The sequence below is a fragment of the Vibrio mediterranei genome, from assembly GCF_013364395.1.
GTDB classification, from domain to species: domain Bacteria; phylum Pseudomonadota; class Gammaproteobacteria; order Enterobacterales; family Vibrionaceae; genus Vibrio; species Vibrio mediterranei.
Window position 1 is genome coordinate 23,767 of the sequence record NZ_JABXGK010000002.1, and the last position, 25,771, is coordinate 49,537.

Genomic DNA, 25,771 nt, shown 5'->3' on the forward strand with positions numbered 1-25,771 from the left:
CTCTTAACCTTCCAACGACGACAGAATTTTGTGATTCGCCGCTTTCCATTGAGCACTCTTCTTAAGGTCTTCTAAATTAAACTCTTTTTTCCTCAACATCCGACTAGCCTGCTTCACCTTAGTAATTGGTAAGTTATCTAGTACCTCGATAGAGTATTGACGATTATTACACATGAGCAACGTATCACAGCCTGCGTCCAGCGCTTGTTGAGCACGCTCTGCGGGTCCTCCCATGATCGCCGCGCCTTCCATAGAAAGATCATCAGAGAACACTATGCCTCGAAAGCCTAGCTGATTACGAAGTACCTCTTTTAACCAATAGCTCGAACCACTGGCAGGCTTGTCATCATAATGTGGGAACACTACGTGAGCTGGCATCATTGCATCCAACACACCCGCTTTGATGTGAGCCTTGAAGATTCGCATATCATCTTCAAAGATAGTGTCTCGACTGTCCATTGGCGTTTCGAAATGAGAATCTGCCGTTACTCCACCGTGACCAGGGAAGTGCTTGCCAGTAGTCGCCATACCCGCAGCTTTCATGCCGGCCATAAACGCTGTGCTGTACTGGACGATAGTTTGAAAGTTATCACCAAAAGCACGATTGCCGATGGCTTTAGATTGGTGTCCTTGGTCGAGAACAGGAGCGAAGCTCAAATCAATATCGTGAGCAATCAATTCTGCTGCCATAAGCCAACCAGCTTGGTTCGCGAGCGCTTCATCACGTAATTGCGCGTATCGAGCGGCTGGCGGTAGTAATGTAAAACCATCTCGAAAACGTTGTACGCGCCCCCCTTCTTGGTCCACACCGATAACAATGGGCTTCTTCGCCGCTTGACGGATTTGGCGGTTCAGTTCAATAAGCTGCTCGGAATCATGATAGTTACGCGCAAACAAAATCAAGCCCCCAACGGTAGGATGCTCAAGAATCTCTTTATCTTCAGCACTCAGTTCATAACCTTCCACATCAAGCCATAGCGGTCCCATAATTGCTCCTCTGCAAATTTATTATCAAATGGGCGTCTCCAGAGATTATTCTTATTATTTTTGATTTACAATATTGCTAGGTAAAAACGGAGTAAGTTTATGATGACTAAGGAAGCGCTTTACATAGGCATAATGTCGGGTACCAGTTTGGATGGTGTCGATACTGCACTGGTATCGATAAAAGACCGTGAAATTAACTTACTCGCCAGCGATTTCCTTAGCTACCCTGAATCACTGAAAACTCAAGTGCTTGCTATCTGTCATGGTCAAGAAACCAACCTTAAACATATCGGTGAGCTCGACCACAAGCTAGGGCTACTTTATGCTGAGGCCGTCAGTTCTTTGCTTAGTAAAACCACCTATACGGAGCACGATATCGCAGCCATCGGTAATCACGGCCAAACCGTCTTTCACCAACCAGATGGTGCAATACGCTTTACCACTCAGTTGGGAGACAATAACCTCCTAGCAACACTAACAGGTATTGATACGATCGGAGACTTTCGACGTAAAGATATGGCACTCGGTGGACAGGGTGCACCCTTAGTACCCGCATTCCATCGTTACTTATTTGCCGATAGTGACTCAACACAGGTGATTTTAAACATTGGTGGTATTTCCAATGTTTCCATCTTGCAGCCCAACGGCGAGGTGATTGGCTTTGATACAGGACCTGGAAATGTGCTTTTGGATCATTGGTGCTCTCACGCTTTTTGCCAACCTTTTGACAAAGATGCACAGCTTGCTGCAAAAGGCAATGTGCTCACCCATTTGTTAGATGAAATGCTCAAAGATGACTACCTAAAACGTCCTGCACCAAAAAGTACCGGACGCGAGCATTATCATGAACAGTGGTTGAAACAATGCCTTGCTGCCGTCTCAACGCCGATGAACGAGCATGATGTGCTCAGAACACTGACCGAATTTACCGCCCTGACTATCACTAATGCCATTGAGAACTATCCCATCGGTACTGCGCCGAAGCTTTTAGTGTGTGGCGGTGGCGCAAATAACCCAATAATAATGAAACGCCTGAGTGAACTGCTTAAAGGCTGGAATGTGGCACCAACCGATAGCGAAGCCATTAGTGGAGATTATATGGAATCCATGGCCTTCGCTTGGCTTGCACATTGCTATCTCAACAAGATACCGAGCAATTTGCCCTCAGTAACTGGCGCCAGTAAAGCCGTCCCTTTAGGCGTACTCTATTCAGCTGACTAGGAACCACTATGACTAACGACGCACTTCTCAATGCGCTTTCTCAACTTGTCTCCGAGGGAAGAAACCCTGAGACCATGGATATAGATTTACTCTCATCGCAACAGATTCTAGCGCGCATGAATCAACAAGATGCCCTAGTGCCTCTTGCGGTAGAAAAGGTCATTCCAGACATTGCGCTGGCGGTAGACGCCATCACTAAGGCCTTTAAACAAGGTGGGCGATTATTGTATTTGGGTGCTGGCACCAGCGGCCGATTAGGCGTACTCGATGCATCAGAATGCCCACCAACCTTTGGCACCGACCCTGATATGGTCGTCGGTATCATCGCTGGCGGTAATGACGCGATGTTCCGAGCCAAAGAAGGTGCAGAAGATGACCCAGCTCTTGGTGAACAAGACCTTATTGACCATAAACTGACTTCAAAAGATGTGGTTGTTGGCATCGCCGCTAGTGGGCGCACGCCTTACGTCGTTGGCGCATTAGAATACGCCAATCAATTGGGTGCCACGACAGTCGCACTGTCATGCAATCCCGCTTCTGATATTGCTAACATCGCTCAAATAGCTATTAGTCCTGTGGTAGGTCCGGAAGCTCTGACAGGTTCCACTAGACTGAAATCGGGGACCGCACAGAAGTTAGTTCTCAACATGCTCACGACAGCAAGTATGATCCGTTTAGGTAAAAGCTATGAGAACCTGATGGTGGATGTAAAAGCGACCAATGCAAAGTTAGTCGCCAGAGCGACGCGCATTGTGATGCAGGCTACGGATTGCAACAAACAACAGGCAGAAGTCACGTTAAAAGAAACTCAATATGACGTGAAGCTGTCGATTCTCATGATTCTAACTGGATTAGATAAGCAGCAAGCACATCAGCAGTTACATCAACAAGACGGTTTCCTAAGAAAAGCGGTAATAAGCAAGAGCCAAGAAAGTGAATAAAAAAGCTAGGGTGTCATGCCCTAGCTTCCTAAATCATTTTTTAATGAGAATAGTCATTCCAACCGCGTTGCCATTCCATTCTAAAACGCTGTCCATCGGGTAAGCCTTCACACGCCCCAGTGTAATACTGCCCAGACAACCCGATTTGATAGGCAAAATCAGCATCACAAAACTCTAGAATGCCTCTTTGATAGCCCGAGTCGTACTCTGAATGAACGGCAGCGCCGAGTTTATTAAGCTCAGAGTAACTGCGAGACAATTGCCCACGCACACCATCTTGATAGCCAATCTGTTCCCAACTTCCCTCTTTAGCGAGGTCATCCACTCCTTTGGCGCATCCAAATATTAACAAAGCGGATGCTGCCACTAAAAACGCTTTCATGAGATTCCTTTTCATCCAACTCTCTCTGCCGTCACAATGCCAGTTTTAAGTGTTTTTTACCACTCAATCCTTGACTAAGTGATGAGCTTCACGCTTTTCTACCGCCACTTAACTCGGAAAAACGACCACTTACTCTTCGATAAAACCACTTAAGTTGGTTATTGACCACTTAATCATCTATTCCACCACTAACCGAATAAGCCGATGTGTAGCCAATTCATCATTTTTATAATGGTTACCAGAATTTAATGTCATCACAAACTAGGGATAACAGTTATGTTGTGGTTTTTAACTTGTGTTGCAGCCTTGATCGGCGGCTACTTTATCTACGGGGCTTTCATTGAGAAGGTCTTTGGTATTAATACAAAACGTCAAACACCAGCTCACACTAAAGCTGATGGTGTTGACTACGTGCCAATGTCGACCAAGAAAGTATACTTGGTTCAATTGTTAAATATCGCTGGTGTTGGTCCAATCTTCGGCCCAATCATGGGTGCGCTATACGGTCCTGCCGCTATGCTTTGGATTGTCATTGGTTGTATCTTTGCTGGTGCAGTGCATGATTACTTCTCAGGTATGCTTTCAGTACGTAACGGTGGTGCTTCTGTTCCTACTATTACCGGTCGTTACTTAGGCAATGGCGCCAAACACTTTATGAACATTTTTGCCATCGTCTTGTTGCTACTTGTTGGTGTAGTATTCGTTTCTGCACCTGCAGGCATGATCACTAACCTAGTGAATGACCAAATGGGCATGTCAATGAGCATGACAACCATGGTTGTGGTTATCTTCGCTTATTACATCATCGCGACAATCGTACCTGTCGACAAAATTATTGGTCGCTTCTACCCACTATTTGGCGCACTGCTCATCTTCATGTCTGTTGGTCTTATCACAGCAGTGGCACTATCAAGCGAGCACCAAGTTATGGGTGGCTTTGAAGTCAGCGATATGTTCACCAACATGAACCCAAATGACTTACCATTATGGCCAGCTCTATTCATCACTATTGCTTGCGGCGCTATCTCTGGCTTCCACGCAACACAGTCTCCACTGATGGCGCGCTGTATGGAAAACGAAAAGAATGGTCGCTTCGTCTTCTACGGTGCAATGATCGGTGAAGGTGTTATCGCTCTTATCTGGTGTGCTCTTGCTCTGTCTTTCTTCGGCTCTATCGACTCGCTAGCTGAAGCAGTAAAAAATGGTGGTCCAGGTAACGTAGTGTACAGCGCTTCATTTGGCCTATTGGGTGTATTTGGTGGTGTGCTTGCTTTCCTAGGTGTGGTTATTCTGCCAATCACTTCAGGTGATACTGCATTCCGCTCTAGCCGTCTAATCCTTGCTGAATACTTCAACATGGAGCAGAAAACACTACGTAACCGCCTACTGATGGCTCTACCACTATTCGTTATCGGTGGCATCTTAACTCAAGTAGACTTTGGTGTTATCTGGCGCTACTTCGGTTTCGCTAACCAAACAACTGCAGTAATGATGTTATGGACAGCCTCAGCTTACCTACTACGTCACAACAAGATGCACTGGGTAACGACTGTTCCGGCCATCTTTATGACTACGGTTGTTATTACCTTCATCTTGAATAACGCAACCCTAGGCTTCGGTCTGCCAATGCAGCTGTCAACAATTCTAGGTATTGTTGCCTCACTGTCTATCACTGGCTACGTGATTAAGAAGTCGAAAGGTAAAGGTGAAACAGACCTTGCAGATGAAGAGAAGCCACAAGGCAAAGCAGAAACTGCTTAACTGATTATCCCGTTATCCGCTCTTAGAGCTAAAAAAGCGCCTTCACATTGAAGGCGCTTTTTATTTGTTATCTGATTATTCGCTAAGATAACCCAAACCACCAGCAATCAGGCTTTGCTCCATCACCTCAATGACGGCTCGACTGGTTTCATGCTTTAGGATTGATGAGGCCTTAGCACCCCGCAAAATCAGCCCACTTAGATGATCAATTTCATGTTCAAAGCCAGTGCCGATAGTTTGCGGTGCTATCAATACGGTCTCACCTCGATACACCACTTGAATTGATTTCGGGTTCCACCACTTTTCAGCAATAGTCGCTTCAAAGTCCTCACCCTGAATGACAGCACTACGCACTAAATTGCGTGTTATTGAGGCAGCTAACTGACCTTGAAGATCAGATTTAAAATGAAACTCTGCGGTTTCATCCACCTTTGCTTGAGGGTTATCTTGAGAAAAGACCACGTCGGGCTTACCAATAGTTACGCCACACAATGTACATAAATCCGCGTACAACCACAGCGCATACACTCCCACATCCAGTGTCGCACCACCGGCTTGCTGAGCATTGAAGATCTGGTAGTTCTCATCATACTCATGCCAATTACCAAATGCTGCCTGTACTGAGGTTAGCTTGATATTGTTGTTGGCAATAAACTGTTTTAACTCTTGGTAGGCAGGAAACACAACAGACTTCATGGCTTCCGCCAAGATGACACCATGTCGTATCGCTAGCGCAGCCATTTCATCCCAATCTTTTACATTGGTAAATGCGGGTTTTTCTACCAGCACATGCTTGCCAGCGTTTAAAAAAAGCTCGACCAAATCTCGGTGATAGGGGTGTAATGTCGCAATATAGACCACATCTACGTCGGCATCATCCGCTAATGCTTGGTAGGAACCATACGAGCGGCTACACTCAAATTCTTCGGCAAACTTCGACGCTCTAGCTTCATCACGTGCTGCCACCGCAACTAATTCGCCACATTGCGAATGTTGAGTTAAGTCGATAGCAAACCGACGTGCTATTTTCCCTAAACCTGCAATACCCCAGCGAGCTTTCTCCAACATCCTCTCCCCTTCACCATTACGTTTTTTGCCAACCATACCTAAGTCATATGATTACTCAAGTATCATACGGTGTAACATTGTCAGTTATTACCATCCAAGTTTTGCGATGATACTACCAAGCTGTGATGCCTCTAGTTGAATACCAAAGTGGCGTTCAACGTTCTCCGCCAAGTCCGCTTTAGTCAGTTCTACTTCTTGCGCCTCTTCGTTACCCATTCTGATTTTTAACGTGCTATCGAGTAGTGTAATGATGCCGCCTTCAATTGGCTTTGCTGCAATCAAACTGTTGGTAAAGTGAGTCTCTGGGCTGGTCGAGGTAAAATGATTGCCATACAAAATATCGCCACGACATACATAGGTCATATCCAAGCTGTATAAACTCACCCAATCTTGCTGTTTCACTTGAAGCAAATAACCACAGCGTTCATCTTCGATAAATCGAAAACATTGGTGGTCAATACACTGCTCGCGATGCAATGTCAGCTCCAGAGGTGCTCTTGGCGTATTCGCACCGAACCCTGCATCAACAATCCACTGCTGATCATCAATCGTAGCCAATGTCACTTGATGGCTCCGTCCCGAAGGCTCGCCGCTAAGATGTACTCGTGCTAATAGTGGCCTAACGGTAAAACCTAAGCTCTCCATAACTCGAAGCAGTAACCCGTTGACTTCAAAGCAATAGCCGCCACGCTGATGACGTATCAGTTTTTCGAAGATCGCATCAATATCAAGTTTAATTCCTTGGCCAACGTAGACGTCAAAGTTTTCAAATGGCAACGTCCGATGCTGAGCATGATGAAGCGATATCATATCGGCCACCGTAGGCTCAAGCTCATTCTTAATGCCAAGCTTATCGAAATAATCACGCATTTGAACAGGGGTCATCCTGTACTCCTTTAATAGTGGCAGTGTTTATTGTTTTAGGTAATCCGCAAACAACAGATACAAAAAAACGCCCGAAACCTAAATGTGCTTACTCAGCTACACTTAAATTTCAAGGCGTTGCGATTAGTGTCATCTAGACCTATTGGACTCGGCGTAACACCGCTTTTAGTGCCTCAAAGTCATTGGCTAAATCTTCAGATAACAGCTCCATTGCCGCGTGTTTAGCCAATGGCCCAGGTAACTCAATGTCAGAACCTAAGATATCATCGACCACTTCTTTAAACTTAGCAGGATGCGCGGTACACAAGAACAAGCCTGTTTCACCCGGTTGCAACTGCTCTTCAAGTACTCGATAAGCAATCGCACCATGAGGTTCACATAAGTAGCCTAGAGCATTAAGATCACGAACCGACTCCGCACTTTGCTCATCAGAGACCGCCCCTTTGCCTAACGTGTCCAAACCCCAACCTTTAAGGCGGCAGAGTTCTTCGATACGCGGCCAGTTGTTTGGCTGACTAACATCCATCGCATTTGACGTTGTTGCCACCGTCGGTTTTGGAGCCCACTCACCTGTTTCTAGGTAACGTGGCACAGTATCATTCGCATTGGTTGCCGCGATAAAGCGCTTAATAGGCAATCCAAGCGCTTTCGCAAGCAGGCCAGCCGTTAAGTTACCGAAGTTACCGCTTGGCACCGATACTACCAGGTTTTCGCGCTGCTCTTTACTTAGTTGAGCCGCCGCTTCGAAGTAGTAGCAAATTTGCGCCATCAAGCGACTGATGTTGATCGAGTTTGCTGAGTTTAATCCAATTTCTTCACGCAATGCCGCATCATCAAATGCCTGTTTCACGAGCGCTTGGCAGGCATCAAAGTCACCATCGATGGCCACTGTGTGAATGTTTTTGCCTAGCGTACAGAACAGCTTTTCCTGAAGTGGACTGATTTTACCTTTCGGGTAAAGAATCACGACATTGATGTCTTCCATACCATAGAAAGCGTGAGCGACTGCCGCACCAGTATCACCTGATGTTGCTGTCAAAATAGTGATTTTGCCACCATCAGAAACCGCAGCTAAAGACTGAGCCATAAAACGGCCTCCAAAGTCTTTAAATGCCAACGTTGGGCCATGGAAAAGCTCTAGTGCGTACACACCATCTTTCACTTGGTTGATTGGAGCCGGAAATTGGAACGCATTGTCCACTAATTCGCCGACTTTCTCTGCTGGCAACTCCTCGCCAATTAGCGCAGAGAGAATCTTTGCGCTGCGCGACACAAAATCTTCAGCCAATAAAGCATCTACGTCATCGAACTTAGGCAGTTCAGATGGAAAAAATAGACCTTGGTTGCGACCTAAGCCTTGACGGACAGCTTGGCCAAACGAGACTTGCTCGTCATTTTCTTTGATGTTGTAAAGCTTCATAGCTCACTTCCTGTTACTTTCGAACCCTGCTTGTCTAAACGACAAACGTGCACGAATCCTTCGTTATTTTGTACGTAATTTTCTTCTAGCCAGCGAGCCACTCGCTCTGCCACATCTTTTTCTTTACAGATGCTGAACAGCGTTGGGCCACTACCTGAAATTCCAGTTGCCAAAGCCCCCGCTGTTGCCGCGTATTCACGCGCTTGACTAAAGCCGGGTAGCAACTTAGCACGGTATGGTTCGGCAATGACATCTTTGATCATCTTTGCTGCCAATTCAGGCTGATTAGAATGACATGCGTGGATAAACCCTGCCAGATGACGACCATGAGCAATGATGTCTTGACGACGATATTGAGAAGGTAAAATTTCGCGCGCTTCTGCCGTTGACACTTTAATGCCTGGATACGCCATCACCCAATACCAATCATCAAAACAAGGCACTTCTTGGCTAATAATACCAAGCTCTTCCAGCATCAGTTGCACACCGCCTAGATAGCAAGGTGCCACATTGTCGTAATGGATGCCACCAGAAATTTGCCCTTCCATTTCTCCCATAAGAGCCAGTAACTCGGTCTCATTTAATGGATTGCTATGAAATTGGTTCAAAGCGTCTAGCGCCGCGACGATAGAGCAAGCGCTCGATCCTAAGCCAGAACCGATCGGCATGTTCTTCTCAAGTGTCATAAATACAGGTTTAAGGGCTAGCCCTTTCTTATCTAATTCACGGGCGTACACTTTCCAACAATCATAAACAATATTCTCTTGCGGGTTAGCGGGCAGCTTATCAACAAAGCTGCCTTTCGTTGCTAGGTCAAAAGGTTTATCACCTAGCTTAACCTCAACGCAATCGCCAAGTAGAGTGCCATCTATAGGAGAGACTGCAGCACCCAATACATCAAAACCAACACTCACGTTACCAATAGAGGCCGGAGCATAAACGACAACGCTATCACTCATCTTACACTCCTAGTTTCCAGCCTAATGTACGCATCACATCAGAGAACACGCCTGCTGCGGTCACTTCTGTACCCGCACCGTAACCACGTAATACCAGTGGAATTGGCTGATAATAGCGACTATAAAATGCCAGTGCGTTTTCACCATCTTTAATCTTGAACATAGGGTCGTTTTCATCCACGGCAGCAATGCGTACGCGACACTTACCATCTGCGATTTCGCCCACGTAGCGCAGCACTTTGCCTTCTTTGGCAGCGTCCGCTGACAGTTGGCTGAAGTAAGCATCCGCTTCAGGCAGACGGGCCATAAACTCATCTACTGAACCTGAATCATCAAAACCTGGTGGCAACGCTTGGTCAACTTCGACATCTTCAAGTTCAAGCGCCATCCCCGCTTCGCGAGCTAAGATGAGCAGTTTACGTGCTACGTCCATGCCTGATAGATCATCACGTGGATCTGGCTCAGTGAAACCTTTATCTTTTGCGACATTAGTTGCTTGGCTTAGCGTTAACCCTTCATCTAACTTACCGAAAATGAAAGATAACGAACCCGATAGAATACCGTTGAATTTCTCTAGCTCATCACCCGCTGCGATCAGGTTCTGTAGGTTCTCAATAACTGGCAGACCTGCCCCTACCGTTGTCTCATACATTAGCTTACGACGAGAGTTACGAGCGACATCACGCAGTTGATGATAGTAAGACATGCTCGCAGTGTTTGCCTTTTTATTTGGCGTGACTACATGGAAGCCTGCCGCTAAAAACTCCGTATATTGATTGGCAATGTCTTCACTAGAAGTACAATCAACCAAAACAGGGTTAATAATGTGATTACGCTGAACCAATGCGGCTAAACCTGCCACCGAGAACTTCTCACTTACATCGCCCATACGATCGCGCCATTGGTCGAGAGGAAGTCCCTTACCATCTAGCAAGACACCTTTACTGTTTGCCAGACCACATACGCGGATAATGATGCCTTTCTCTGCCAGTTTGGCTTGCTGGCGCTGAATTTGGTCCACCAGCTCACCACCAACACCGCCAACACCAACGACAAACACATCTAGGAAATGCTTGGAATTGAAAAGATTTTCATGACACGCTTTGATGGCCTCAGAAATTTTGTCTTCTGGGATTACCGCTGAGATAGCGCGCTCGGAGGAGCCCTGTGCGATTGCGACAATGTTGACGTTAACTTCTGCCAGTGATGAGAAGAACTGAGAAGCGACACCGCGAGACGTGCGCATGCCATCGCCCACTAGTGTCACGATCGCGACATCATCCATAAACTCAACAGGCTCTAGCAAGCCGTTTTTGAGCTCCAGCTCAAAAGCTTCGCGCAATGCTCGCTCTGCATCGAGCTTGTCTTCTTCTTCAATACAGAAACTGATGCTGTATTCTGAAGATGATTGAGTAATAAGAACGATGGACACACCCGCTGATGACATAGCGCCAAAAACGCGACTCGCCATGCCCACCATGCCTTTCATACCAGGTCCAGATACGTTTACCATGATAAGGTTAGACAGCGTCGTGATACCTTTGATTGGTAAGTTATCTTCACCAGTATCTTGACCAATCAAGGTACCAGCCCCTTGTGGGTTAAACGAGTTCTTGATGAGACATGGAATATGGAACTGAGCGATAGGTGCAATAGTTTTTGGGTGAAGAACCGAAGCGCCAAAATAAGAAAGTTCCATCGCTTCTTGATAGCTCAGTGACTTGAGAAGGCGAGCATCATCAACCAGGCGAGGGTCACAGTTGTAAACCCCATCAACATCCGTCCAAATTTCACAACAATCAGCACGCAAGCACGCTGCTAATACCGCCGCAGAATAGTCAGAGCCGTTACGACCAAGCGTAACCAATTCACCCTTAGCGTTGCCAGCAGTAAAGCCCGGCATAATGTGCACGACACCTTCTGCCAGTGGGTTAGCTTGGAAGTTTTGGGTTGATACTTCCACATCCACCATCGCTTCTAAATGATCACCTTGAGCAAAAAGGTACTTAACTGGATCAATAAGATCCGCAGCTTGACCTTTAGCTTGCAGTACAGCTTTCATAAGTTGAATCGAGATTCGCTCACCTTTTGAGATAATGCGAGCATTCACGTGATCTGGGCAAGTTCCGAGTAATCGGATACCGTGGACAAATTGATGCAATTGGAATAAAGATGTTTTGACTTGGTTGTCAAAATCTGTGCGCTCAATATTCGGGAGTACAGCAGCAATATTAGAAAATAGTTCGTTGAATGATGTTTCAAGCTCTGAAATCTGCAACTCAACTTCATTGTTTTTTAGGGCAGTTTCAATAACGGCGACAAGTTTGTTTGTCGTTTTACCCGGTGCCGATAGCACCACTGCCAAATCTTCTTGCTGGGCATTATTAGCGATGATGTCCGCTGCTCTTAAAAAGCGGTCTGCATCAGCTAATGATGAACCTCCAAATTTTAGTACTCGCATCCTTTCCTCCCGAAATACTCAAAACAGGTAAAAAAAAGGCCCGTATCTTGGGGATACAGGCCTTGTTTTTGAATTTCTTCCGTCTACCAGCCCGCCCCAACATTGGTAATGTCGGTAATAATAATCGTGGTGGTCATTACTACGTGCTGGCAACTAAACATAGGGTCTTCTTAAAAATCTCTTAAGTGCTTACCCATACGTTTAACCTATTTGTTGTAGCTGAGTCAATTAAAAAATGTACTTTTATTGCTTTAGCGGCGTTTTTTTCTTAAACGCATAGAAATTGATAATTGCAGATAACTTATTCAGTTAGGATCTTTATTAATAACCAATTGCTATATAGATTTACAACTTTTTGCTTAGTTTATGTGCTTTAATTAGAAGTCAATAAACTATAAAAACAATAACCAAGGAGTGGTGCTATGAAAGCAGTGTCTTTTTACGCTTTACCCTTGTTATTGTTCTCAGGAATATCCCTCGCGGTAGACCTACCTACGCTGCCTTCGCAGCATGACGCCTCCCCTCATAACTTCTTTCTTTCTTCAGGCACTAAGCTGGGTAGCAGTGATTCTTTTGATACTTGGAATATTGATAGTGGCTATTCCTATTCAATCTTTGACTCATTAGATGTTTACATCGGGGCTCGATTGAATAATTCTCACGAGTCGATAGACCAAGGATTTTTGAGTGGTGTTAGCTACAATGTTTCTGACCGTATCTCGGTAAAAAGTACACTTCGTGGCTACCAATATGAAGAGAATAACGAAAAGCAAGGCGCAATGGCTGCGGAAATATCAAGTAGGATGAGATTAACCGAAAACCTAGACGTTCACGCCACCTTCGATTTTGAGAAGATACAACAAGGCGTTGAAGTGGGTCTAGGCTTTCGTTTTTAACTGAGCATCAGTTCAAGCATGACTTAAAACTCTAATGCTTCTTTAGCGATCAATACCCCATTCCAATCAGAATAAACGTAATGCCCAGGTTGAACGATTTGGTTGTTCATCGTTAATGTAACGTTGATTTGACCTGCTCCACGTTTTTCTGTTTTGAAAGGACATGCCGCTAGCGCTTTCACTCCCAGATCCATTTCCGCCATAGCCGCCACGTCCCGAACTGCGCCATTCACAATCACGCCTTCCCATCCGTTTTCTATTGCCATAATCGCGAGTTGGTCCCCAAGCAGTGCTTTGGCACAAGAACCATTACCGTCAACAAAGAGTACTTTGCCTGTACCATTTTGCCCTAACACTTCTCGCACCATTGAGTTATCGTGGTAACAGCGTACCGTTACAATCTCTCCCCAGAACGCGGCACGTTGCCCGAAATTTTGCAGTGGCAAATTCAGCAACATGACTTTATCTTCGTGTTGGTCACAAATATCAGGTGTGATATCTCTCATTTTTCCTCCGTGATTTTTTGCTCAATAGCCATGCTAGTAGCAAGTCTTTAGAAGAGCATTAAATTAAAATCCTTTATCGCCTATCCGGTAATTTTTTCTGCTAACGTAAGAAATCACCCAATCGGCCTAATTTTTTTTGCGTTTGACTCTCATCACAGGAAACCAAAAACAGTACACCATTTTCTACCCAATAAATGGCATTTTGCTGGTATTTTTGCGCTAACTCACAGCCTTGCGTTAAAGTCATTTCTACCGCAAAGCTGTCTTCAACCCAGCTAAAACTCGGGTTTCCCACCTTAACATTTTGGTAGTTATAAATTTTGAGTCTTTGCTCTAAGTCAAGGTTTTTTATGCAATTTAGTTCGTTAGACAGTTTACGACTCTGCGGGTTCCAAGCCGTTATGATCACGTAATTTTCGCTGTCCCACTCAGTGATAAATTCTATGCAAATTTCTGAATAGGCACGCCACAAGTGTGCATCAATACTCATATTATCTAAATTGTTGTATTTGCCCAATACTATTAATATTTGTTACAAAGGCGCTATTGATTTAAATCAACAAAGTGCATGGAATTAACATTTGACCATTGTTAGCATGCTGTTAACATTATAGAATTCGCCTCAATGACATAGCAGAATAATAAGAGATTTAAGGGATTTCTCGTTTTTTTGGCAACATCACGGAAGGCGACTTAACCTGTAACTGTTTCTACGATTTTGAGTAAACATCTAAGAAACATTACCTATATGTTAACTTTTTGCCTAGAATTTATTCTACTAGCGACAGAATTATCACAAGTTTAAATTAGGTACCGCCGATGCAAAGCCCGCAGATTCTTATTGTTGAAGATGAGCAAGTAACCCGTAACACCCTTAAAAGCATTTTTGAAGCAGAAGGATATGCTGTATTCGAGGCCAGCGACGGTCAGGAAATGCACCAAGTCATGTCTGAGAACTCTGTAAACCTTGTTATCATGGATATCAACCTTCCTGGTAAAAACGGTTTACTACTAGCTCGTGAACTTCGTGAGCAAGCTAATGTAGCATTAATGTTCTTGACTGGTCGTGACAACGAAGTTGATAAAATTCTAGGTTTAGAGATTGGCGCTGATGATTACATCACTAAGCCATTCAACCCTCGTGAATTAACTATCCGTGCACGTAACCTGCTAACTCGTTCAATGAGCACAAGTGCCGCTACTGAAGAAAAACGCAGCGTTGAGAAATATGAGTTCAACGGTTGGGTTCTTGATATCAATAGTCGCTCACTGGTTAGCCCAAGTGGCGACGGCTACAAGCTACCTCGTTCAGAGTTCCGTGCTCTACTGCACTTCTGTGAGAACCCAGGTAAGATTCAAACTCGCGCCGATCTTCTTAAGAAGATGACTGGTCGTGAGCTTAAGCCTCACGATCGCACTGTAGATGTAACGATTCGTCGTATCCGTAAGCACTTTGAGTCAGTTTCTGGTACTCCAGAAATCATCGCAACTATCCACGGTGAAGGCTACCGCTTCTGTGGCGATCTAGAAGAGTAATCATCTTCTAACGAATGCAAAAGGGACGCACTGTGCGTCCCTTTTTAATGAAAGCGATTCAGCCTCAATCAATACACCGCATCCACATTCACTTGTTTGTTGACGACCCAAGTTTGTTTGTCGCCACCAACCAGCTGCACAGCCACATCTACTGGCTTAGTAATGTTGACTTCTAACTGCCAGTTAAACGCCACTTCCCACTGATTCTCAGAGTGATTTCGCAGTTCAAAGTCGTCACCTTCAAACTCCCAAGACAGATCGCCTTGTTTCAATACCACCATAGCTACATCCATATCAGCTGGTAGCTGCGTGTCAGTCACTAGGTTTAATGCACCGTGAAGAGTTTGTTCTTTTACCAGTGCAGTCGTTTCACCAATTTTTGGCATCATATCGATCCAAAGGTTCGACTCTAGACGAACAGTCTGCTGTTCAACCATAGCAGTATTTCCCGTCATCCATACTTTTGAGTCTGTCGCTGGAGAGGTTGCACAACCGGCTAAAGCTGCAGAAAGTGCTAGTGCTGTGAGTATTTTCTTCATTTTGATTCCTTACTTTCCAACCACATTTTAAGTACTTGAATATCATTGTGATATTCGTTTTTAATCTCTTCAACCCAATCTTCAATGTTCTCCCACCATGCTGGCATATCCGGAGACTGAGCCTTCTGGGTAACTGATTGAATGCGTTTTAAGCCAATAGACCCCGCAGCACCTTTAATCTTATGTGCTTCAGAGGCAATGCCGGATTGATCTTTCGCAGTCATGTTCGAATCCAGTATCTCGAGATAGTCTGGCATCATTTGCTCGAACATAGTGATGCTATCGTACACAGGTTTGGTGCCGACAATATCAACATAAGAGTCCAACATATCGAAATCTAATAGTCGATTAAACAGTTCGTCATTGATATCTGTTTTCTCGACTACGGTTGCTTCTTCAACGTCAGTAGACTCTTCATCGCCAGCAAACTTGTTAATGACTTCCGTGAGTGCTTTAACACTCAGTGGCTTACTGATAGCGTCATCCATGCCTTTTGTTAGGTACTCTTGCTTATCCTTTAGCACATTCGCCGTTAAAGCGACCAAAGGAGGCAATTGTGTGTAGTGCTCTCTAAAGTTCTGTGCAACATCAAAGCCCGTCATATCAGGTAACTGAATATCGAGCAACGCGAGGTCATACTCTTCTGGCTTAAACGTCGCGATGGCTTCTTCGCCCGTCATTGCAACACTGACTGTATGTCCTAAGCTTTCCAACAGCGAACGTGCGACCGTAATGTTCAACTCTATATCTTCCAGTAAGAAAATATTGAGACTACCTTGTTGCTTCACTTCTACTGGAGCCAATTGTTGTTTATCAGCACAAGGGACATTGATGGATACCGTAAATGTACTTCCAAACCCTTCTTCACTGTCTACCGTGATGTCACCATCCATCATCTTTATCAGTTGCTTAGAAACCGCAAGACCAATTCCGGTACCCACAGCATGTAAATTGTCTTTCCCTGACTTCACCTGATAATACATAGCGAAGATCTTATCAAGTTCGTGCTGAGGAATACCTATTCCAGTATCTTCAACTTCGATAATGATATGAGCATAATTATCTTCAATATCAGCACTGATGGTCATCACAACGCCACCCTGCTTGGTGAACTTCATGGCGTTGCTAACCAGATTCCAAATCACCTGACGCAGTCTCGTCGCATCGACTACCACGCCTTCTGGGAGATCCGTTAAACGCTCAAGATCAAATCGTAACCCTTTCTGCTCCGCCATAAGAGCCGAAATGCTCTCAAGTTCAGTGACAAAGTCTTCAAAGTTCAGTGGTTCAGGGAAAAGCTCAAGCTTACGTCTATCAAACTTATCCATATCAATTATGTCATTAAAGATATGGCCTAGCGTGATGGCACTGACGTTAATAGTTTGCATGTGCTTACGCTGTTCAGTATTTAGATGGCTATCAAGTAACATTCGGCTCAAACCGACGATGCCATTTAACGGTGTACGCAGCTCATGACTAATGGTCGAAATAAACGTTGTTTTGTCTCGACTCGCTTTCTCTAATGACTCTTGATGACGCTTACGCTCGGTGATATCACGACCAAAACCAACCAGCCCAAGGTGCTTACCATCTTTGCTATAGAACGGCACCTTACGCAGTTCATAGAAACATTTCTTGCCATCTGGGTACTCTAACCACTGCTCATACGTCAGTGCTTGGTTATCACCCATCACTTTATGGTCGGTTTCAACAACTTGTTTAGCGATCTCTTCAGAGTAAACGTCCCATGGCGTCAAACCCACTAGCTCTTTTTCTTTTCGACCAGTCAACTCTTCCATCGCCCGGTTACAACCAGAGAAGACACCTTCCGCATTGCGGTAATAGATCAAATCGGGAGAAGCATCAATAAATGAACGCAGTAAAGCGGTTCGTTCAGCCAGCTCTAGTTGAGTACGTTCACGTTGAAACACCTCATTTTCTAGATCCTTCATCGCCTCTTCACGCGCTTCCTCCGCTTTTTGTCTCTCTTCAATCTCTTGATTGAGTTTGCGGATATTTTGTTGCAGCTTGTGGTTCAAATCTTGGTCACGCGAACGCATGTCTTTTAGTTTAGAAACCATCTTAGAGAGACGCTGACGTGATTCTTCCAACTGGTCGACAACAACAGAGAGAAAATACACAGCCCACGGAGTAATAAGCAGACCGAAAAATACCGAACGGACAATATCAATGTCATCTACACGCCCATTCAAAACAAGGGTAATACCCACCTGAACCACAACGGCTAATGCCACCAAAGCCAATGCGAGAAGAATAGAAAAACGAACAATGCCGAGCTTTACTAACAAGTCGACATAATATTGAGCGAGGTTTTTGATAGGTTTCATTCAGCACTCCGTGCGTTACAACTGGCCTAAGTCTATCATTAAGCCAGTAGCTTCACACGGTAGTAGAATTATTTGAGAACAGGTTTGTGATAAATAAACGGATTCAGAGTCAATGAGCCCTGTTGGCCTTGTTTGGTTAACACTCGGCCTAGTTCTGTCATCGCTAACCAACGGTTCTCACACCAAAGTGGCGACAACAAGGTCGGCCTTCTCGCGGAAGAGGAGACGCGGTGAAAAATGATCTCTGCTGGCGTACGACGAATCATTTCACTGGCCACGTCTAAGTAAAACTCTAGCGTTGGCGCTTCTAATCTCCCAGCACGCCACGCCTTAGCCATCGTACTGCCTTCAACAATATGTAAACCGTGCAATTTAATGCCATCCGTTCCGGTGGCCAGCACCTTGTCTAGAGTAACAAGATTGTCTTGCTTTGATTCATTTGGCAGACCGACGATAAGATGTGTACATACCTTGATTCCAAGTGCACGAGCGCGTCGGGTGATCTTATCGTACACAGCAAAATCATGGCCTCGATTTATGCGTTTAAGTGTGTGATCGTGAGCCGTTTGCAGCCCTAACTCCAGCCAAATTTCATAGCCTTGTTCAACGTACCCAGCCAAAAGTTCAAGTACGGATTCAGGAACACAATCAGGACGCGTTCCGACACATAATCCAACGATGTCAGCATACTTAAGTGCCTCTTCGTACATGTTTTTCAACACCTGTACTTCTGCATAAGTGCTGGTATAAGCCTGAAAATAAGCGAGATACTTCTTTGCGCGCTTCACTTCACCAGCACGATCCGTGAGCTGTTCATGAATGGATTGAATCTGTGTCTCTTCACTTGCAAAGGAGGCAACATTACAAAATGTACAACCACCACGACCTATCGTGCCGTCTCGGTTAGGGCAGCTAAAACCACCGTGCAGGGTCAGTTTGTGAACTTTTTCACCGTATCGACGCTGGAGATCTTGGCCGATGGTATTCACCAACTCATGTAATTGCATGTTCGAAAAACCTATTAATAAGAATGAATCTCACTCTAATTAGTGAAACTAAATTACATCCCTGCAAAAGAAAACCATGCATCGTATCAACGAGCGGGAAAAGCATGCTTAACCAAAATCAATAAATATTCATAAAAACAACAGAAAAACGGCAAATGTTGCATGTATGTTATTAGATATATTCAAAAGTAGATAAAAAAAATGTGGAACAGACGTAACTTTCGTTGGAATTACACAGCGCAAAATTGTAGGATACTTACACAATTCTGCTGTTTTTGCCGTTTTTATTACAGTACGAATTAGTAGATTGAAGGTTGATATTCTACTCCCACCAACATATTCCACTGGATTGTGGAAAGATGACATTGAATATCACCACGGAATGTTTTTCTCGCAACACTTTTCCTGCGAGATGCAGAATGGACTCGAAAACTGCCCCCTCTGGCAGTCAAGAATCAAAATTACAAAGGACAAGGCACAATCACACACTCAAGTTGTGCCTAGATTAAACTGGAAGGAAGTATCTATGGTAGATAGAGAGCAGAATACACAAGGTCTGTATACTCCAGAGTTGGAGCATGACGCTTGTGGTATCGGTTTTGTTGCTCACCTAAAAAACCGTAAATCACACGAAGTAGTGACCCAAGCCCTGGATATGCTAGCACGCATGGAACACCGTGGCGGTCAAGGCTGCGATCCATGCAGTGGCGATGGCGCAGGTATCCTACTTCAGAAGCCCCATGAATTTCTTTTGGAAGAAGCTGTTAAGCTTGGTATTAAACTGCCTTCTTTTGAGAAATACGGTGTCGGTGTTGTTCTTTTCCCGAAAGACGAGCACAAACGCGCACAATGTCGTGACATTCTAGAGCGCAATGCACAACGTTTAGAGTTGGAAGTAATTGGATATCGTGTCTTACCAACTGACAACTCAATGATTGGTGCTGATCCATTGAGCACTGAGCCACAATTCGAACACGTATTCGTTTCTGGTGGTCCGGGCTGTACGCCTGAAGAGCTAGAACGTAAGCTTTACGTATTACGTAACTACACAGTACGCGTTTGCTTAGAAAGTGTGTCTAACATTGGTGATGACTTCTACATCAATTCAATGTCGTACAAGACACTGGTTTACAAGGGCCAGCTCACTACTGAGCAAGTACCTCAGTACTTCCTAGATCTACAAAATCCAACGATGGTGACAGCGCTTGCACTGGTTCACTCTCGTTTCTCTACCAATACTTTCCCGAAATGGCGCCTAGCGCAGCCTTTCCGTTACATTGCCCACAACGGTGAAATCAACACGGTTCGCGGTAACTTGAACTGGATGAAGGCGCGTGAAGCTATCATCGAATCTGACTTGTTCACACAGGCAGAAATCGACATGCTGCTCCCTATCTGTCAAGAAGGCAGCTCGGATTCATCAAACTTCGATATGGCACTTGAGCTCCTAGTTCTGTCTGGTCGTAGCCTGCCACATGCGCTAATGATGATGATTCCTGAAGCATGGCAAGAAAACAAAAACATGGATCCAACCCGTCGTGCGTTCTACCAGTACCACGCGAACGTTATGGAACCATGGGATGGCCCAGCATCGGTATGTTTCACTGACGGTGTTCAGGTAGGTGCAACGCTTGACCGTAACGGTCTGCGTCCATCACGTTATACCGTGACCAAAGATGACTTCCTCGTTATGGCATCAGAATCTGGTGTTGTAGATATTGAGCCAGAGAACGTTGAGTTCCGTGGCCGTCTACAGCCAGGTCGTATCTTCGTTGCTGACCTAGAGCAAGGTCGCATCATCTCTGATGAAGAAGTGAAAGATGGCATTGCAAGTGCTCAGCCATACCAGAAATGGGTGGAAGAGAACCTACTTAGCCTGAAGAAGCTTCCAGATGCGAGCAACGAGTTCAGCCAACCTTCTCCTGAAAAGCTACTCCACAAACAGCAAGCGTTTGGTGTTAGCTCAGAAGAAGTGAACGAAATCATTGTACCTATGGCAAAAGATGGCAAAGAGCCATTGTCTGCAATGGGTGCTGACTGGCCACTAGCGATCCTTTCGCACCAGTCACAACATCTATCTAACTACTTTAAGCAGCTATTCGCTCAGGTTACCAACCCACCAATCGACCCGATTCGTGAACGTATGGTGATGTCTCTGAACACTTACCTTGGTAAAGATCAGAACCTGCTATCGGAATCTCCGGAGCACTGCCAAAAAGTTGAGCTAGAGTCCCCAGTTCTATCTAACTCTGAACTTGAGAAGCTGCGTGCTATCGATAATGAGCACCTGCAAGCGAAAACTCTGGATATCGTTTTCCAAGCAAGTGAAGACGAAGGTAAGCTAGAGCGCGCACTAAAACGTATCTGTCAATACGCAGAAGATGCGGTTATCGATGGTTACTCAATCATTCTGTTAACTGACCGAGCTATCAACTCTAACCATGCCGCTATCCCAGCGATGCTGGCGGTAGGCGCGGTTCACCACCACCTAATCCGCAAAGGCTTGCGTGCTAAGTGTGACATCGTAGTAGAAACTGGCGATGCACGTGAAACGCACCACTTTGCAACGCTTGTTGGCTATGGTGCAAACGCGGTTAACCCATACCTCGTTATCGAGACCATGGTTGAGCTACAACGCACTAAAAAACTGGATCCAGAAACCAGCATCTCTGAGCTGTTCGAGAACTACCGTAAGTCGATCAACGGCGGCCTATTAAAGATTTTCTCGAAAATGGGTATCTCCACACTTCAGTCTTACCATGGTGCACAAATCTTCGAAGCGTTAGGTATCAGTAAGTCTGTAGTTGAGAAGTATTTCACGGGTACGGTTTCACGTATTCAAGGCCTTACCATCGATGATATCGCCAAAGAAGTTTTGGTTCGTCACCGTATTGGTTTCCCAACACGTGAAATTCCAGTTCAAGTTCTTGATGTGGGTGGGGTTTATCAGTGGAAACAGCGTGGTGAAAAGCACCTGTTTAACCCAGAAACTATTTCTCTACTGCAAGAGTCAACTCGCAACAAAGATTACTCTCAGTTTAAGAAGTATGCGAAAGCCGTCGATGACCAAGGCGATAACGCTGCGACTCTGCGTAGCCAATTAGACTTCGTTAAGAACCCAGCAGGCTCCATCCCGCTGGAAGAAGTTGAGCCAATTGAAAACATTCTGAAGCGCTTTGCTACAGGTGCGATGTCATTCGGTTCTATCTCTTACGAGGCTCACTCAACACTTGCTGTAGCCATGAACCGTATCGGTGCTAAGTCTAACTCAGGCGAAGGCGGTGAAGATCCAACTCGTTTCGAACGTAAAGAAAACGGTGACTGGGAACGCTCAGCAATTAAGCAGGTAGCATCCGGTCGTTTCGGTGTCACGTCTTACTACTTAACTAACGCTGATGAGCTACAAATCAAGATGGCTCAAGGTGCGAAGCCAGGCGAAGGTGGTCAGCTTCCTGGTGATAAAGTCGATGACTGGATCGGTGCGACTCGTCACTCAACTCCAGGGGTTGGTCTAATTTCTCCACCGCCACACCACGATATCTACTCAATCGAAGATTTGGCACAGCTGATCTACGACTTGAAAAACGCTAACCGCGCGGGTCGCGTTAACGTGAAGCTAGTATCAGAAGCGGGTGTAGGTACTATCGCCTCAGGTGTTGCAAAAGCGAAAGCTGACGTTGTCCTGATTGCGGGCTTCGACGGTGGTACTGGTGCTTCACCAATGTCTTCAATTCGCCATACAGGTCTTCCTTGGGAGCTTGGTTTGGCAGAAACACACCAAACGCTTCTGAAGAACGGTCTACGTAACCGTATCGTGGTTCAATCTGATGGTCAGATGAAAACGCCACGTGACCTTGCGGTAGCAACTCTACTTGGTGCTGAAGAATGGGGCGTCGCAACCGCAGCGCTTGTGGTTGAAGGCTGTATCATGATGCGTAAGTGTCATAAGAACACCTGCCCTGTGGGTATCGCAACGCAAAACAAAACACTACGTGAGCGCTTCGATGGTCGCGTAGAAGATGTTGTTACCTTCTTCCAATACATGGCTGAAGGATTACGTGAAGTGATGGCTGAACTTGGTTTCCGCACTATCGATGAGATGGTGGGTCAATCTCACAAACTAAAAGTTCGTGAAGATATTGGTCACTGGAAATATAAGAACCTCGACCTAACACCTGTACTACATATTGAACAGGCTCGTGAGCAAGATGGCGTTTACAACCAAACGGAACAAAACCACAACCTAGAACAGGTTCTGGACCGTAAGTTAATTCAAGCAGCGATTCCAGCACTTGAGAAGGGCGAAGCCGTAAATGCTGAGTTCCCTATCATCAACACCGACCGTTCAGCTGGTACCATGCTGTCGAATGAGATTTCTAAAGTCTACAAGGACCAAGGTCTACCTCAACCAATGAACGTGAAGTTCACTGGCAGCGCAGGTCAATCATTCGGCGCTTTCCTTGCTAAAGGCGTTAAGTTTGAAGTGGAAGGCGATGCGAACGACTACTGGGGTAAAGGTCTGTCAGGCGGTACGTTAGTACTCTACCCTGATGCGAAATCAACGATTGTCGCTGAAGATAACATCGTGGTTGGTAACGTATGTTTCTACGGTGCAACGTCTGGTGAATCCTTCATTCGCGGTATGGCTGGTGAGCGTTTCTGTGTACGTAACTCTGGTGCTAAAGTCGTTGTTGAAGGTGTCGGTGACCACGGTTGTGAATACATGACTGGCGGTGCGGCCATCATCCTTGGTTCGACAGGACGTAACTTTGCGGCTGGTATGAGTGGCGGTGTTGCCTACGTTTGGGATACAGCGGGTGATTTTGAAACCAAGCTAAACCCTGAATTGGTCGACCTAGACCCAATCGAACAAGAAGATCGCGAACTACTTAAAGATATGCTGACTAAGCATGTAGAGTTCACAGGAAGTGAAGTCGCTCAGTCGTTCTTAGATAACTTTGAAGTAAGCCTAGCGTCACTCGTTAAGGTTATGCCGCGTGATTACAAAGCGGTACTTCAAAAGCGCAAAGCAGAAGCTGAGCAAGCTCAAACGGAAGAAGTGGAGGCAGTATAATGGGTAAGCCTACTGGATTTTTAGAACATGGTCGCGAGCTTCCAAAGAAGCTCGACCCAGCCGTTCGTATTGAAGACAACAAAGAGTTCGTACTAAACGAAGAGTTTGGCGACAAAATCAATACTCAGGCTTCTCGTTGTATGGATTGTGGCGTGCCGTTCTGCCACAGTGGTTGCCCAATCGGCAATATCATCCCAGAGTTCAACGATGCCGTATATCGTGATAGCTGGGAAGAAGCTTGGAACATCCTAAGTTCTACTAACAACTTCCCTGAGTTTACAGGTCGCGTCTGTCCGTCTCCTTGTGAGAGTGCTTGTGTACTGGGTATTAACCAAGACCCTATCACCATCTGTAATATCGAGAAAACTATCGTTGAAACAGCATACCGCGAAGGTTATGCAAAACCGAAAACGCCACGTTCTCGTTCTGGTAAAACTGTTGCTATCATCGGTTCTGGCCCTGCTGGTCTCTCTGCCGCTGAACAGCTCAACAGTGCAGGTCACTCTGTGACTGTATTTGAACGCGATGAGAAAGTGGGTGGCCTACTTCGCTTCGGCATCCCAGATTTCAAACTGGGTATGGACATCATTGACCGTAAGATCAATCTGATGGCAGAAGCTGGCGTTGAGTTTAAAGTAAACCAACATGTGGGCGTTGACGTTAATGCTCAGCAACTGCGCCAAGAGTTTGATGTGGTGCTGTTAACAGGTGGCTCTACCGTTCCTCGTGACTTACCTGTTCCTGGACGTGAACTTAAAGGCGTACATTTCGCTATGGAGTTCCTTGCTCAGAATAACCGTCGTGCTAACGATATGGATCTGAAAGGCGAAGAAATCCACGCTAAAGATAAGCACGTTGTGGTTATCGGTGGTGGCGATACAGGTTCTGACTGTGTGGGTACATCAAACCGTCACAAAGCGGCGAGTGTTACTCAGGTCGAAATCATGCCGATTCCACCAGAAAAACGCCCTGCGAATATGCCTTGGCCTCAATACCCAATGATTATGAAAACAACCACTTCTCATGAAGAAGGCTGTGACCGTCATTGGAATATCCTGACAAAAGAATTCATCGGTAACGATGAAGGTCAAGTAACAGGTCTTCGTATTGCTGACATCGTATGGAAAGACGCTGCGCCAGGTGAACGCCCAAGTTTTGAAGAAGTGGCTAACTCTGAGCGTGTCATTCCTTGTGATATGGCATTCCTAGCAATGGGCTTCTTACACCCAGAACCAACGGGCGTATTAGCACAACTTGATATCAAACTGGATGAGCGAGGAAACGTAGCGTCACAAGGTTTCCAAACCAACCAGCAAGGTGTTTTTGCCGCAGGTGATATGCGTACTGGTCAGTCTCTGGTCGTGCGTTGCATCAACGAGGGACGTGAGTGTGCACGTGCCATCGATGAATACCTTATGGGCAACACCAACCTTGAAGCGAAAGCAGATTCATTAATGCTTTCAGCCTAAAGGTTGTCTGTCTGGTTACACCAATAAGTAACTAACAGTATTCCTTCCTAATTTGGCCAGCAGTTTGCTGGCCTTTTTTGTGTCCGTCTTCATTGCAACCCCAACAAACTGTTAACCTTCTCACTATTTCACAGCAATGACTTGTCAGCTATCGCAGATAAATCGTTTGAATTTCTGAATCATACACAACAAATTTCTGAAAACTTGACCTTTATCGCCATAAGCTATACGTTGTGAAGTTCGTGAAAATAGAATAGATACAATTTGTTAAGTTTATAAATTCTAAAAATTTGACGCAAATAACAACAAAA

General features: G+C 45.4%; 19 protein-coding genes and 1 other annotated feature. Of the genes, 7 read left to right on the top strand and 12 right to left on the bottom strand.

The window, feature by feature from the left end:
* Positions 1 to 3 precede the first annotated feature (3 nt).
* A complete protein-coding gene (gene nagZ / locus HOP38_RS13580; protein ID WP_088876192.1) occupies positions 4 to 987 on the bottom strand; it encodes a beta-N-acetylhexosaminidase in 984 nt (327 codons plus the stop codon).
* Between the two features lie 102 nt (positions 988 to 1,089).
* Between nagZ and HOP38_RS13585 the strand changes: the two genes are divergently transcribed.
* Together HOP38_RS13585 and murQ are read left to right on the top strand one after the other, a co-directional pair.
* Positions 1,090 to 2,208 carry an anhydro-N-acetylmuramic acid kinase gene (locus tag HOP38_RS13585; protein WP_198558349.1) on the top strand — a complete coding sequence of 373 codons (1,119 nt, stop codon included), beginning with the start codon at positions 1,090 to 1,092 and terminating at the stop codon, positions 2,206 to 2,208.
* Between the two features lie 8 nt (positions 2,209 to 2,216).
* Entirely contained in the window at positions 2,217 to 3,149 is a 933-nt protein-coding gene (gene murQ, locus HOP38_RS13590; RefSeq protein WP_198558290.1) for an N-acetylmuramic acid 6-phosphate etherase, read from the top strand.
* 40 nt (positions 3,150 to 3,189) lie between these two features.
* Here the strand turns inward: murQ and HOP38_RS13595 are convergent, their stop codons facing one another.
* Positions 3,190 to 3,531, bottom strand: a complete 342-nt coding sequence (locus HOP38_RS13595) for a DUF2799 domain-containing protein (protein WP_198558291.1) — start codon at positions 3,529 to 3,531, stop codon at positions 3,190 to 3,192.
* 276 nt (positions 3,532 to 3,807) lie between these two features.
* Between HOP38_RS13595 and HOP38_RS13600 the strand changes: the two genes are divergently transcribed.
* Complete coding sequence (locus tag HOP38_RS13600) at positions 3,808 to 5,292, top strand: carbon starvation CstA family protein (protein WP_006072910.1); 1,485 nt, start codon at positions 3,808 to 3,810, stop codon at positions 5,290 to 5,292.
* A 75-nt stretch (positions 5,293 to 5,367) separates the two neighbouring features.
* Here HOP38_RS13600 and HOP38_RS13605 read toward each other — a convergent pair whose 3' ends face one another.
* The 5 genes from HOP38_RS13605 to thrA all read right to left on the bottom strand — a co-directional run bounded on the left by HOP38_RS13605 (position 5,368) and on the right by thrA (position 12,085).
* A complete protein-coding gene (locus HOP38_RS13605; RefSeq protein WP_423250092.1) occupies positions 5,368 to 6,396 on the bottom strand; it encodes a Gfo/Idh/MocA family protein in 1,029 nt (342 codons plus the stop codon).
* 51 nt (positions 6,397 to 6,447) lie between these two features.
* The gene (locus HOP38_RS13610) at positions 6,448 to 7,245 is read right to left on the bottom strand and encodes an arylamine N-acetyltransferase family protein (RefSeq protein ID WP_062459835.1); all 798 of its coding nucleotides are present in this window, start codon (positions 7,243 to 7,245) and stop codon (positions 6,448 to 6,450) included.
* Positions 7,246 to 7,384: 139 nt separating this feature from the next.
* Positions 7,385 to 8,665 carry a threonine synthase gene (gene thrC / locus HOP38_RS13615; protein ID WP_198558292.1) on the bottom strand — a complete coding sequence of 427 codons (1,281 nt, stop codon included), beginning with the start codon at positions 8,663 to 8,665 and terminating at the stop codon, positions 7,385 to 7,387.
* Positions 8,662 to 9,624: a homoserine kinase gene (thrB, locus tag HOP38_RS13620; RefSeq protein WP_198558293.1), complete on the bottom strand. Its 963-nt coding sequence runs from the start codon at positions 9,622 to 9,624 to the stop codon at positions 8,662 to 8,664. Before thrB ends, thrC begins: the two co-directional genes overlap by 4 nt.
* A gap of 1 nt (position 9,625) precedes the next feature.
* Positions 9,626 to 12,085, bottom strand: a complete 2,460-nt coding sequence (gene thrA, locus HOP38_RS13625) for a bifunctional aspartate kinase/homoserine dehydrogenase I (protein ID WP_038223951.1) — start codon at positions 12,083 to 12,085, stop codon at positions 9,626 to 9,628.
* A 29-nt stretch (positions 12,086 to 12,114) separates the two neighbouring features.
* Positions 12,115 to 12,230 (bottom strand) — a sequence feature (Thr leader region).
* Between the two features lie 277 nt (positions 12,231 to 12,507).
* Between thrA and HOP38_RS13630 the strand changes: the two genes are divergently transcribed.
* Positions 12,508 to 12,981: a ribonuclease regulator gene (locus tag HOP38_RS13630; RefSeq protein WP_198558294.1), complete on the top strand. Its 474-nt coding sequence runs from the start codon at positions 12,508 to 12,510 to the stop codon at positions 12,979 to 12,981.
* Positions 12,982 to 13,004: 23 nt separating this feature from the next.
* On the opposite strand, the gene HOP38_RS13635 is transcribed toward HOP38_RS13630, so the two are convergent.
* Positions 13,005 to 13,487 carry a putative 4-hydroxy-4-methyl-2-oxoglutarate aldolase gene (locus HOP38_RS13635; RefSeq protein ID WP_006072903.1) on the bottom strand — a complete coding sequence of 161 codons (483 nt, stop codon included), beginning with the start codon at positions 13,485 to 13,487 and terminating at the stop codon, positions 13,005 to 13,007.
* A 100-nt stretch (positions 13,488 to 13,587) separates the two neighbouring features.
* The gene (locus tag HOP38_RS13640; protein WP_006072902.1) at positions 13,588 to 13,977 is read right to left on the bottom strand and encodes a DUF3293 domain-containing protein; all 390 of its coding nucleotides are present in this window, start codon (positions 13,975 to 13,977) and stop codon (positions 13,588 to 13,590) included.
* A gap of 329 nt (positions 13,978 to 14,306) precedes the next feature.
* On the opposite strand from HOP38_RS13640, the gene arcA reads away from it, so the two are divergent.
* Positions 14,307 to 15,023, top strand: a complete 717-nt coding sequence (gene arcA, locus HOP38_RS13645) for a two-component system response regulator ArcA (protein ID WP_006072901.1) — start codon at positions 14,307 to 14,309, stop codon at positions 15,021 to 15,023.
* A 68-nt stretch (positions 15,024 to 15,091) separates the two neighbouring features.
* Here the strand turns inward: arcA and HOP38_RS13650 are convergent, their stop codons facing one another.
* The 3 genes from HOP38_RS13650 to mnmL form a co-directional block, all read right to left on the bottom strand.
* A complete protein-coding gene (locus tag HOP38_RS13650; RefSeq protein ID WP_198558295.1) occupies positions 15,092 to 15,562 on the bottom strand; it encodes a hypothetical protein in 471 nt (156 codons plus the stop codon).
* On the bottom strand, positions 15,559 to 17,910 hold the full coding sequence (gene arcB / locus HOP38_RS13655; protein WP_198558296.1) for an aerobic respiration two-component sensor histidine kinase ArcB: 2,352 nt from the start codon (positions 17,908 to 17,910) through the stop codon (positions 15,559 to 15,561). Before arcB ends, HOP38_RS13650 begins: the two co-directional genes overlap by 4 nt.
* Positions 17,911 to 17,978: 68 nt before the next feature.
* On the bottom strand, positions 17,979 to 18,917 hold the full coding sequence (gene mnmL / locus HOP38_RS13660; RefSeq protein WP_124940229.1) for a tRNA modification radical SAM protein MnmL/YtqA: 939 nt from the start codon (positions 18,915 to 18,917) through the stop codon (positions 17,979 to 17,981).
* A 526-nt stretch (positions 18,918 to 19,443) separates the two neighbouring features.
* Here mnmL and gltB point away from each other — a divergent pair.
* Positions 19,444 to 23,991 carry a glutamate synthase large subunit gene (gene gltB, locus HOP38_RS13665; protein ID WP_006072897.1) on the top strand — a complete coding sequence of 1,516 codons (4,548 nt, stop codon included), beginning with the start codon at positions 19,444 to 19,446 and terminating at the stop codon, positions 23,989 to 23,991.
* A complete protein-coding gene (locus HOP38_RS13670; RefSeq protein ID WP_038223963.1) occupies positions 23,991 to 25,460 on the top strand; it encodes a glutamate synthase subunit beta in 1,470 nt (489 codons plus the stop codon). Before gltB ends, HOP38_RS13670 begins: the two co-directional genes overlap by 1 nt.
* The last annotated feature ends 311 nt before the right edge of the window (positions 25,461 to 25,771 follow it).

Bases quoted from the DNA above. Each gene is read 5' to 3' on its own strand.
- nagZ (WP_088876192.1), bottom strand. From the start codon at position 987: ATGGGACCGCTATGGCTTGATGTGGAAGGTTATGAACTGAGTGCTGAA.
- HOP38_RS13585 (WP_198558349.1), top strand. From the start codon at position 1,090: ATGACTAAGGAAGCGCTTTACATAGGCATAATGTCGGGTACCAGTTTG.
- murQ (WP_198558290.1), top strand. From the start codon at position 2,217: ATGACTAACGACGCACTTCTCAATGCGCTTTCTCAACTTGTCTCCGAG.
- HOP38_RS13595 (WP_198558291.1), bottom strand. From the start codon at position 3,531: ATGAAAGCGTTTTTAGTGGCAGCATCCGCTTTGTTAATATTTGGATGC.
- HOP38_RS13600 (WP_006072910.1), top strand. From the start codon at position 3,808: ATGTTGTGGTTTTTAACTTGTGTTGCAGCCTTGATCGGCGGCTACTTT.
- HOP38_RS13605 (WP_423250092.1), bottom strand. From the start codon at position 6,396: ATGGTTGGCAAAAAACGTAATGGTGAAGGGGAGAGGATGTTGGAGAAA.
- HOP38_RS13610 (WP_062459835.1), bottom strand. From the start codon at position 7,245: ATGACCCCTGTTCAAATGCGTGATTATTTCGATAAGCTTGGCATTAAG.
- thrC (WP_198558292.1), bottom strand. From the start codon at position 8,665: ATGAAGCTTTACAACATCAAAGAAAATGACGAGCAAGTCTCGTTTGGC.
- thrB (WP_198558293.1), bottom strand. From the start codon at position 9,624: ATGAGTGATAGCGTTGTCGTTTATGCTCCGGCCTCTATTGGTAACGTG.
- thrA (WP_038223951.1), bottom strand. From the start codon at position 12,085: ATGCGAGTACTAAAATTTGGAGGTTCATCATTAGCTGATGCAGACCGC.
- HOP38_RS13630 (WP_198558294.1), top strand. From the start codon at position 12,508: ATGAAAGCAGTGTCTTTTTACGCTTTACCCTTGTTATTGTTCTCAGGA.
- HOP38_RS13635 (WP_006072903.1), bottom strand. From the start codon at position 13,487: ATGAGAGATATCACACCTGATATTTGTGACCAACACGAAGATAAAGTC.
- HOP38_RS13640 (WP_006072902.1), bottom strand. From the start codon at position 13,977: ATGAGTATTGATGCACACTTGTGGCGTGCCTATTCAGAAATTTGCATA.
- arcA (WP_006072901.1), top strand. From the start codon at position 14,307: ATGCAAAGCCCGCAGATTCTTATTGTTGAAGATGAGCAAGTAACCCGT.
- HOP38_RS13650 (WP_198558295.1), bottom strand. From the start codon at position 15,562: ATGAAGAAAATACTCACAGCACTAGCACTTTCTGCAGCTTTAGCCGGT.
- arcB (WP_198558296.1), bottom strand. From the start codon at position 17,910: ATGAAACCTATCAAAAACCTCGCTCAATATTATGTCGACTTGTTAGTA.
- mnmL (WP_124940229.1), bottom strand. From the start codon at position 18,917: ATGCAATTACATGAGTTGGTGAATACCATCGGCCAAGATCTCCAGCGT.
- gltB (WP_006072897.1), top strand. From the start codon at position 19,444: ATGGTAGATAGAGAGCAGAATACACAAGGTCTGTATACTCCAGAGTTG.
- HOP38_RS13670 (WP_038223963.1), top strand. From the start codon at position 23,991: ATGGGTAAGCCTACTGGATTTTTAGAACATGGTCGCGAGCTTCCAAAG.